This is a genomic window from Mycobacterium sp., from assembly GCF_035653355.1.
In the GTDB taxonomy this organism is placed as follows: domain Bacteria; phylum Actinomycetota; class Actinomycetes; order Mycobacteriales; family Mycobacteriaceae; genus Mycobacterium.
The window spans coordinates 1-9,725 of the sequence record NZ_DASRBZ010000491.1; the positions used below are offsets into that span (position 1 = coordinate 1).

At 65.6% G+C, this 9,725-nt stretch carries 8 protein-coding genes; 2 read left to right on the top strand and 6 right to left on the bottom strand.

Annotated elements, in window-relative coordinates:
* The 4 genes from VFA16_RS16925 to VFA16_RS16940 all read right to left on the bottom strand — a co-directional run.
* Window positions 1-1,115, bottom strand: a 1,115-nt coding sequence (locus VFA16_RS16925; RefSeq protein WP_324968929.1) for a MoxR family ATPase, incomplete at its 3' end; no start/stop codon positions are given.
* A 157-nt stretch (window positions 1,116-1,272) separates the two neighbouring features.
* Window positions 1,273-1,995 (bottom strand): NlpC/P60 family peptidoglycan endopeptidase RipB, encoded by a 723-nt coding sequence (gene ripB / locus VFA16_RS16930; protein WP_324968935.1) that lies wholly within the window; start codon window positions 1,993-1,995, stop codon window positions 1,273-1,275.
* 10 nt (window positions 1,996-2,005) lie between these two features.
* Window positions 2,006-3,427 carry an NlpC/P60 family peptidoglycan endopeptidase RipA gene (gene ripA / locus VFA16_RS16935; protein ID WP_324968930.1) on the bottom strand — a complete coding sequence of 474 codons (1,422 nt, stop codon included), beginning with the start codon at window positions 3,425-3,427 and terminating at the stop codon, window positions 2,006-2,008.
* Between the two features lie 229 nt (window positions 3,428-3,656).
* Window positions 3,657-4,196, bottom strand: a complete 540-nt coding sequence (locus VFA16_RS16940) for a DUF6676 family protein (RefSeq protein WP_324968936.1) — start codon at window positions 4,194-4,196, stop codon at window positions 3,657-3,659.
* Window positions 4,197-4,549: 353 nt separating this feature from the next.
* Between VFA16_RS16940 and acnA the strand changes: the two genes are divergently transcribed.
* Together acnA and VFA16_RS16950 are read left to right on the top strand one after the other, a co-directional pair.
* Window positions 4,550-7,363, top strand: a complete 2,814-nt coding sequence (gene acnA / locus VFA16_RS16945; protein WP_324968931.1) for an aconitate hydratase AcnA — start codon at window positions 4,550-4,552, stop codon at window positions 7,361-7,363.
* A gap of 13 nt (window positions 7,364-7,376) precedes the next feature.
* A complete protein-coding gene (locus VFA16_RS16950; protein ID WP_324968932.1) occupies window positions 7,377-7,940 on the top strand; it encodes a helix-turn-helix domain-containing protein in 564 nt (187 codons plus the stop codon).
* A gap of 96 nt (window positions 7,941-8,036) precedes the next feature.
* Here the strand turns inward: VFA16_RS16950 and VFA16_RS16955 are convergent, their stop codons facing one another.
* The gene (locus tag VFA16_RS16955; protein WP_324968933.1) at window positions 8,037-8,228 is read right to left on the bottom strand and encodes a helix-turn-helix domain-containing protein; all 192 of its coding nucleotides are present in this window, start codon (window positions 8,226-8,228) and stop codon (window positions 8,037-8,039) included.
* Between the two features lie 92 nt (window positions 8,229-8,320).
* Window positions 8,321-9,725 (bottom strand): ABC-F family ATP-binding cassette domain-containing protein (locus VFA16_RS16960; protein WP_324968934.1); only part of this gene is annotated, 1,405 nt, incomplete at its 5' end.

The window sequence follows — 9,725 nt, forward strand, 5'->3', positions numbered from 1 at the left end:
GCCGCTGTCTGCATCACCGGCGGCACCGAATGTCCTTGCTGTGGAACAGCATTCACCTGCGGCAAGGCAACCGTCTGCAGGACCCTGTTGATGACGATCTCCGGTGAGATTTCATCGGCGAGCGCATCATAGGTGAGCACCAGGCGGTGCCGCAGCACGTCGGGAATGACTTCGATGACGTCTTGCGGGATCACGTAGTCGCGGCCCCGCACCAGCGCCAGCGAGCGGGCAGCAGCGATGATGCCCAGCGAGGCGCGCGGCGAGGCGCCGAACGCTACCCAGCTCTTGACGTCGTTCATGCCGAGCTGCTCGGGGTGGCGGGTGGCGGTGACCACGCGGACCACGTAGTCGACCAGCGCGTGGTGGACGAAGTTGTTGGCCGCGATGTCCTGCAGCCGCAACAGGTCACCGGTCTGCAGCACCTGCTTGGGTGTCGGGGGGGTGACACCCATCCGGTAGATGATCTCGCGCTCTTCTTCCGGCGACGGGTAGCCGACGTTGATCTTGAACAGGAAACGGTCACGCTGGGCTTCTGGCAGCGGGTAGACACCTTCGTGCTCGATCGGGTTCTGGGTCGCCATCACCAGGAACGGGTTGGGCATCGGGAAGGTCTTGCCGCCGATGGACACGTGGCGTTCCTGCATGACCTCCAGCAGCGCCGACTGCACTTTGGCCGGGGCGCGGTTGATTTCGTCGGCGAGCAGGAAGTTGACCACCACCGGGCCCAGTTCGGTGTCAAACTCCTCTTTGCCCTGCCGGTAGATGCGGGTACCGATGATGTCGGTGGGCACCAGGTCGGGGGTGAACTGGATGCGCGCGAACGTCCCGCCGACCACCCGGGCGAAGGTCTCGACCGCAAGGGTCTTGGCCACGCCGGGGACACCTTCGAGCAACACATGGCCTTTGGACAGCAGACCCACGAGCATCCGCTCGACCAGTTGATCCTGGCCGACGATGATCCGCTTGACCTCGAAGATGACGCGCTCAAGGGTGTGCACCTCGGCAGCCAGCCCGTTGCCGCCGCCGCCCGGCGCAGCGTGCGCCGGGGATGTCGGGGGGCCGCCCGGCCCGGAGTAACCGCTGGCGCCCTGGGGCGGCCCACCTGGTGATGTCATCGGCTTTCCTTCACGGCTCAATCTCCATGGCTTGGTGAGACACGACCGCCAAAACGACTGAGGACGGCAGTGTGCCCTTGTCAACTATTCCAGGCGTCCGGGATTCCGTCGACGTGGCGCCCGTGGAGCCCCGATCGCCGGGCACCTCCCACGCGTGTCAGTACTCGATGATCCGGGTGACGTACGGCGTCATCCCTTCGGTGCGCACCGGGCTGACGGTCACTTTGCCGACGATGCTCGACGCCTCCAGCATCTGACCGTTTCCCAGATACAGCGTGACGTGCTGGCTTCCGCCGGGACCGTAGAAGATCAAGTCGCCCCGCTTGGCCTGCGACGGCGGGACGTGCCGCCCAGCGTTGTACTGGTCACCGGAAAACCTCGGGATCAGCACACCGACCCCGGCGAACGCGTATCGGGTCAACCCCGAGCAGTCGAAGCCCACTGTGTCGGCGCCGTCTTCCACACCCCGACTCGGGCCCTCGGGTGTGCCGCCGCCCCATGAATACGGCACACCCATCTGCGATCCGCCGCGGCGGATCACGTACTCGACGGCCTGGCGCCCGTACACCCTGGGAATTCTGCTCGGGCTGGTGTTATTGCCGCCACCCCCGCCGCCCCCGCCGCCGCCGATTCCGAGGCTGCCGAGGAACTTGCGGCCCAGATCGAGCGTGGACTGGGTGGCCTGGGCGGTGGCCGCCATCGAGGCGTTGGCGATCGCCAGCGGATCGCCCGGCGCGCCTGCGCTGGGCACCTTAGGCAGCGTCGGGTCCCACTGCGGATCGTCGGCCATGGCCGGGCTCGCCAAACCGATCAGCAGCCCGATCACCGCCAGCAGCGGCCAGGCCATCATGATGCGACGAAAACCCTTGCAGTGCTTCATGGTTCGCATGTCACCACTCGATGTAGCGGACCACGTAGGGGGTCATGCCGCTGGTTCGCACCGGTGCGACCCGCACCTTCAATCCGACGTCAGGCGCCTCGAGCATCTGTCCGTCGCCGAGGTAGAGCGTGACGTGCTGGCTGCCGCCCGGGCCGTAGAAGATCACGTCGCCGCGGCGCATCTCCGCTGAGGGGATCTTGCGGCCCAGGTTGTATTGCGAACCCGAGTAGTGCGGCAGCTTGATGCCGACCCCGGCGAACGAGTACAGGATTAGGCCCGAGCAGTCGAAACCGACGGTGTCGGATCCCGAACCGATGCCCCGGCTGGGGCCGGCGGCGTTGCCACCGCCCCACGAATACGGCACACCCAGTTGCGAGAGCCCGCGGCGGATGACGTATTCGGAGGCCTGCCGGCCGTACACCCGCGGGATCCGGCCGTTGGTGATCCCGGTGTCGTTGGGCTTGAGGATGCCCAGCTTCTGCAGAAAGCCGCGGCCCATGTTGGCGGTGACCTGCGACGACGTCGCCGAAATCCCCAGGACCGTGTTGATGATCGCGATCGGGTCACCTGGGACGTTGGCGCTGGGCACCATCGGCAAGGTGGGATCCCACTCGCCGGCCCACTGCTTGAGATCGCTCCCCCGCCGGGCCGCGCCCGGCGCCCCGGTATCCCACCGATCACCGGAGCGGGCGCCTGCCGGGGCGCCGCCGGCGGATGCCGACCAGTTGCGGGCCGCGTCGAGTTTGGCCTGGGCCGCGTTGCGCTCCGCCGCTAGACGATTGGCCTCCGACTGCTGTTCGCTGAACTTGCGTTGGGCGTCGGTGAGTGCTGCCACCGCTGCATCCTGGCTGGACTGCGCGTCGGCGGCAGCCCGGTCGGCCTTCTGCTTGGCAAGCCGTGCTGCCGACTCCTTGTTCACCTGCTCAGTGCGGGCCCGCTGCAGATTCACCATCACCTGCCGGGAGCTGGCGGTCAGGGTCCGGCTGGCGGTCGCGGTGGCGATGATGTCGTCGGGGTTGGCCGCGGTGAGATAGCTGCTCGACGGACCGTTGACGTAGGTAGCCGCCGCGAAGGTGTCGAAGCGTCGTTGGGCGGCGGCAATTGCGGCGTCGGCGTCCTTGACCGCTTGCTGGCTGACCTCGACGTCGTGTTGCGCGGCCGCGGCGTTGTCGCGCGCGGTCTGCACGTCGACCAAGGCTTTGTTGACGCTTTCCTGCTCGCTCTGGATGGCCGCGCGCAGATCATCCAGGCGTTGGGTGGCCTTGGCGACATCAGCGATCAGTGCGGCCAGTGAATCGGTGCCGCCGGGATCAGCGACCCCTAATCCAGGCGTTCCCACCAGCAGCAGCACCACGCTCAACACCGCCGCGGCAGCAGGCCGAGCACCCCAGACCGTCAGCCGGAAAGAAGAGCCGCGGCAGATGCGTCTCATTCGACTCTGGTCTCCTATGGCTCAACGCGGACGGACGACGCCAGCCCCAGTAATCACTGCGGGCACGATTCAGAACAAAGGCACCGTTTGAACCATAAGTCACATAGGACCCTATGGAAACTTTAGTAACAAACTACAGCGCTGTAGTTTGATTACTTGTGACCGAATGGTGACTTAATGAATTCGCCGCAACTCCAACGCGGCTCGGAATGGGCCGAAACGAAGCCGGTCAGCCGCCTACGCCGGCGTCGTCGGCGACCGTGTTGTCGTCGTGTGCGGTCAGGGATCGCTTGGCTCGCACTTGCAGGATTCGAGTGCCGACGGCGGCCGCGAGCACGCCGAGCACCACCAGGATGGTGAACGCTGTCCACGGGAATTGCGGAGTGCTCAATTCGTGAAGGAACTTCTGCGCCGATTGCACCGGATTGCCGGTTTTGGCGTTGTCTTCGCCGATCTCCAGCGTGGCCCGCGGAAAGTGCGTGCTGTAACTGCCGACGTGCGACGGGCTGAGCACGAGCACGGTGGCGTCCGGGTGGCTGCTGCCGATCACGGTGGCGACGTCCCGCAATGGCGTGTCCGTCGGAGGGTTTTTATCGAGCACCACGATCTTGAGGTCGATGCCGTCCTTGCTGGCTTGGTTGACCACCTGGCGCAAGCCAGGAACATCGGGGGGCGGCGCGCTGATGCCGTCGGCGTCGACCGCCGCTTTGACCAGTGCCAGGCACTGGTCGGGCGGGCTGGACGGGTCCGCGCCGACGGCGCTGCAGATTTCACCCGGGATATATAGCGGCGCATGCAGCGTGGTCACGGTGCAGACGGTACGCGACGCTTCCGCGCGGACGACGATGCGGGCCGCGCATCGCCCGAGGAGGAGGAGGAGGAGGAGGAGGAGGAGGAGGAGCGCAATCAAACTCCAGCGCACGACGATGCGCGCCGCGCCCCGAGTCGCCTAGCCGAGCGGTCAGGAGGCACGGACCGTGACAGCGCCTGCACGCGGGGAGAAGACTGGACCACGTCCTGGCGCGCGACCGCAGCGGATTGCAGGACAAGCGTACTGTTAAAGTGGCACTGGATCGCCGGCACGGCCCGTCGGCGGTCGAGAACTAAATCTCGGGAGTTGATGTGACGACAGAGTCGGTGAATTCGTTCGGAGCCCGCGACACCCTCAAAGTCGGGGACAACAGTTACCAGATCTACCGCCTCGACGCGGCGCCCGGCACCGAGAAGCTCCCCTACAGCCTCAAAGTCCTCGCCGAAAACCTGCTCCGCAACGAGGACGGCCGCAACATCACCAAGGACCACATCGAAGCGATCGCACACTGGGATTTCAACGCCGAACCGAGCGTCGAAATCCAATACACGCCTGCACGAGTGGTGATGCAGGACTTCACCGGGGTGCCCTGCATCGTCGACCTCGCGACCATGCGCGAGGCGATCGCGGAGCTCGGCGGCGATCCGGAGCGGGTCAATCCGCTGGCGCCGGCCGATCTAGTGATCGACCACTCGGTGATCGCCGACCTCTTCGGCCGCGCCGACGCATTCGAGCGCAATGTGGAGCTCGAATACCAGCGCAACGGCGAGCGTTACCAGTTTTTGCGTTGGGGCCAGGGCGCTTTCCGCGACTTCAAGGTGGTGCCGCCGGGCACCGGCATCGTGCACCAGGTAAACATCGAATATCTGGCGCGCGTTGTGATGGAGCGCGACGGCGTGGCGTACCCGGACACCTGCGTGGGCACCGACTCGCACACCACGATGGTCAACGGGCTCGGCGTGTTGGGCTGGGGTGTAGGCGGCATCGAGGCCGAGGCCGCGATGCTTGGTCAGCCGGTGTCGATGCTGATCCCGCGGGTGGTCGGCTTCAAGCTGACCGGTGAAATACAGCCGGGCGTCACCGCCACCGACGTGGTGCTCACCGTGACCGAAATGCTGCGCAAACACGGCGTGGTCGGCAAGTTCGTCGAGTTCTACGGCGAAGGAGTGGCCGAGGTGCCGCTGGCCAACCGCGCCACGCTGGGCAACATGAGCCCCGAATTCGGTTCCACCGCAGCGATTTTTCCGATCGATCAGGAAACAATCGACTACCTGAGGTTCACCGGGCGCAAAGAGGAGCAGCTGGCGCTGGTGGAGGCCTACGCCAAGGAACAGGGCATGTGGCACGACCCCGCCCACGAGCCGCAGTACTCCGAATACCTCGAGCTCAACCTTTCCGACGTCGTCCCCTCGATCGCCGGGCCGAAGCGTCCCCAGGACCGAATTGCACTGGCTGACGCGAAACGCACGTTCCGCGAGCAGATTACGAGCTACGTCGGCGACGACCCGGACAAGACGGAGTATTCGAAGCTCGACGAGGCGGTCGACGAGACGTTCCCCGCCAGCGACCCGGCGTCGCTGTCGTCCAACGACGGCAACGGCGCGCCGGTGCACTCGGCTGCGGCGAGCGCCAAAGGCCGCGTGAGCAATCCGGTGCGAGTCAAGTCAAACGAACTGGGCGAGTTTGTGCTCGACCACGGGGCGGTGGTGATCGCCGCGGTCACGTCGTGCACCAACACCTCCAACCCCGAGGTGATGCTGGGCGCAGCGCTGCTGGCCCGTAACGCCGTCGAAAAGGGCCTGACGTCTAAGCCATGGGTCAAGACGTCGATGGCCCCGGGCTCGCAGGTGGTCAGCGACTACTACGAGAACGCCGGGCTCTGGCCCTATCTGGAGAAACTCGGCTTCTATCTCGTCGGGTACGGCTGCACGACCTGCATCGGCAACTCCGGGCCACTACCTGAGGAAATCTCCAAGGCAGTAAACGACAACGACCTGTCGGTCGCCGCAGTGCTGTCGGGCAACCGCAATTTCGAGGGCCGCATCAACCCCGACGTGAAGATGAACTACCTGGCCTCACCGCCGCTGGTGATCGCCTATGCGCTGGCCGGCACCATGGACTTCGACTTCGAGTCCGAGCCGCTGGGCCGCGACAAAGACGGCAACGACGTCTTCCTGCGCGACATCTGGCCGTCGCAAAAAGATGTCTCCGACACCATAGCCTCGGCGATCAACCAAGAGATGTTCGTCAAGAACTACGCCGACGTGTTCAAAGGCGATGAGCGGTGGCGCAATCTGCCGACTCCGAGCGGCAACACCTTTGAATGGGACCCGGATTCCACGTATGTGCGCAAGCCGCCGTACTTCGACGGGATGGCCGCCGAGCCGCAGCCGGTGAGTGACATCACCGGTGCTCGGGTGCTGGCGCTGCTGGGCGATTCGGTGACCACCGACCACATTTCGCCGGCGGGCAGCATCAAGCCTGGCACACCTGCGGCGCAATACCTCGACGACCATGGGGTGCAGCGCAGGGACTACAACTCCTACGGGTCACGTCGCGGCAATCACGAGGTGATGATCCGCGGCACGTTCGCCAACATCCGGTTGCGCAACCTGCTCCTGGACGACGTGGCCGGCGGCTACACTCGCGACTTCACTCAGGATGACGGCCCGCAGGCTTTCATCTACGATGCGGCGCAAAGCTATGCGGCCCAAGGGATTCCGCTGGTAGTGCTGGGCGGCAAGGAGTATGGCTCCGGATCGTCGCGGGACTGGGCGGCCAAGGGAACTGCGCTGCTGGGAGTTCGGGGTGTCATCGCCGAGTCGTTCGAACGCATCCACCGCTCCAACCTGATCGGCATGGGTGTGATTCCGCTCCAATTCCCGGAAGGCAAGTCCGCCCAGTCGCTGGGTCTGGAGGGCACCGAGGTGTTCGACATCACCGGTATCGAAGCGATCAACGACGGCAAGACCCCGAAGACGGTGCACGTCAAAGCCAGCAAGGCGGACGGCAAGGCGGTCGAATTTGACGCGGTGGTGCGCATCGACACCCCGGGCGAGGCGGACTACTACCGCAACGGCGGGATCTTGCACTTTGTGCTGCGCAACATGCTGAAGTCCAGCTAGCCCGGGTGCATCCGTGCCAAAGGTCAGCGCGGACCACCTGGCGGCCCGCCGCCGTCAAATCCTCGACGGTGCTCGCCGCTGTTTCGCCGAATACGGTTACGACAAGGCGACCGTACGGCGGCTGGAGCAGGCGATCGGATTGTCGCGTGGCGCCATCTTCCACCACTTCCGTGACAAGGACACACTGTTCTTCGAGTTGGCCCGCGAGGATGCCGAACGGATGGCGGCAGTCGCCTCTCGTGAGGGGCTGATCCAGGTGATGCGCGAGATGCTTGCCGCTCCCGAGGAGTTCGACTGGCTTGCCACGCGGTTGGAGATCGCCCGCAAGCTACGCAACGACCCGGCCTTCAGTCGCGGATGGCGAGAACGCTCAGCGGAATTGGCGGCGGCGACAACTGACCGGTTGCGCCGACAAAAGCAGGCGGGTCGCGTGCGCGACGACGTACCCAGCGATGTGCTGCAGTGCTACCTGGACCTGGTTCTCGATGGGTTGGTGGCGCGGCTGGCTGCCGGTGACAACCCGCAGCGGCTGACCGCTGTCCTGGACCTGGTCGAAGGCTCGGTGCGCCAGGGCTAGCCAGGGGTAGGTTGCCGCCGCGCCAGGGTGCGCAGAATGCCGCCCAAACACGGTGTGTCGGGTACAAACACGCACGCTCGCCGAATGGGGCGAGCGTTACCGGGCCCTGGTGCGGTGATTGGGGCCGCCGCGGCTGCGCATGGTGGTACCCGATTCGCGCAGCATGCTGTGGATGGACCCGTACGATCTGCCGGTGGAAGCCACGAGTTTCCGGATGCTGGCTCCGCCCTCGTAAGCATTGCGCAACTCGGCCACCAGCTGATCGCGTGTCTTCTTCGTTTTCCTCATCAACGCCTCCTCGCGGTAACCCCGGATTACGCATAGCGTAGGAAGCAACCGTCGGCGGCGCGGCAGTTTTGGCCGAAAACGCCTGCTGCAGCTCAAGCCAATTCGATGAGATCCCGATACTCGTCGGACCAATAGTCCTCGGTGCCATCGGGTAGGAGCACAACCCGTTGCGGGTCCAGCGCCTCGGCCGCTCCCGGGTCATGTGTCACCAGCACCACCGCGCCGGTGTAGCTGCGTAGCGCGTCGAGCACCTGCTCCCGCGACGCGGGGTCGAGGTTGTTGGTTGGTTCGTCCAGCAGCAATACGTTTGCGGTTGACGCCACTAGCCCCGCGAGCGCTAACCGGGTCTTTTCCCCACCGGACAACGTGCTGGCCGGCTGCTCGAGCTGCGGGCCGCTGAACATGAACGCCCCGAGCAGGCCACGCAAATCCTGCTCGCCGGAATCCGGTGCGGCATGAACGATGTTCTGCCACACCGTGGCCGCGTCGTCGAGCGTGTCGTGCTCCTGCGCGAAATAGCCGATTTTCAAGCCATGCCCGGGTTGCAGCGTGCCGGCGTCAGGTTTCTCCACTCCGGCCAACAGCCGCAGCAGCGTTGTCTTACCGGCGCCGTTAAGCCCGAGCACCACAACCCGCGAGCCGCGGTCGATGGCCAGGTCGACGCCGGTGAACACTTCCAGCGATCCATACGTCTTGGTCAAGCCGGTGGCCACCAAGGGAGTGCGCCCGCATGCTGCCGGGGTCGGGAACTTGATCCGGGCCACCTTGTCGGCGACCCGCTCTTCGTCGAGCGCAGCGATCATCCGATCGGCGCGCCGCAGCATGTTCTGCGCTGCAACGGCTTTGGTGGCTTTGGCGCCTAGCTTGGCGGCTTGGGCGCGCAGGGCAGCGGCTTTGCGTTCGGCGTTGGCTCGTTCGCGCCGCCGACGCTGCTCGTCGGTGGCGCGGGCGTCGAGGTATTTCTGCCAACCCATGTTGTAGACGTCGACCTCGCCGCGCACCGCGTCGAGAAACCACACCCGGTTGACGACATCGGCCAGCAGGTCGACGTTGTGGCTGATCACCACCAGCCCGCCGGTGTGTGTGCGCAGGAAATCCCGGAGCCAGCCCAACGAATCAGCGTCGAGATGGTTGGTCGGCTCATCGAGCAGCAAGGTGGTGGCCGACCCGTTGTCGGACGCGGCGAACAGGATGCGGGCCAGTTCTACTCGCCGACGTTGACCGCCGGACAGCGTGCGCAGCGGCTGGGTCAACACGCGTTCGGGCAAGCCGAGGTTTGCGCAGATTCGGCCGGCTTCGCTTTCTGCGCCGTACCCGCCCAGCGCGGCGAACTTCTCCTCGAGTTGGCCGTAGCGGCGGATCGCGCGGTCACGCTCGGCGTCGTCGGCGATCTCGGCCATCAGCGCCTGCTGCTTTTCCAGCTCGGTGAGCAGCGTGTCCAGCCCGCGGGCGGAAAGCACCCGGTCGCGGGCCAGCACGTCCAGGTCACCCTCTTTG

Bases quoted from the DNA above. Each gene is read 5' to 3' on its own strand.
- ripB (WP_324968935.1), bottom strand. From the start codon at position 1,995: ATGAAGCACTGCAAGGGTTTTCGTCGCATCATGATGGCCTGGCCGCTG.
- ripA (WP_324968930.1), bottom strand. From the start codon at position 3,427: ATGAGACGCATCTGCCGCGGCTCTTCTTTCCGGCTGACGGTCTGGGGT.
- VFA16_RS16955 (WP_324968933.1), bottom strand. From the start codon at position 8,228: ATGAGGAAAACGAAGAAGACACGCGATCAGCTGGTGGCCGAGTTGCGC.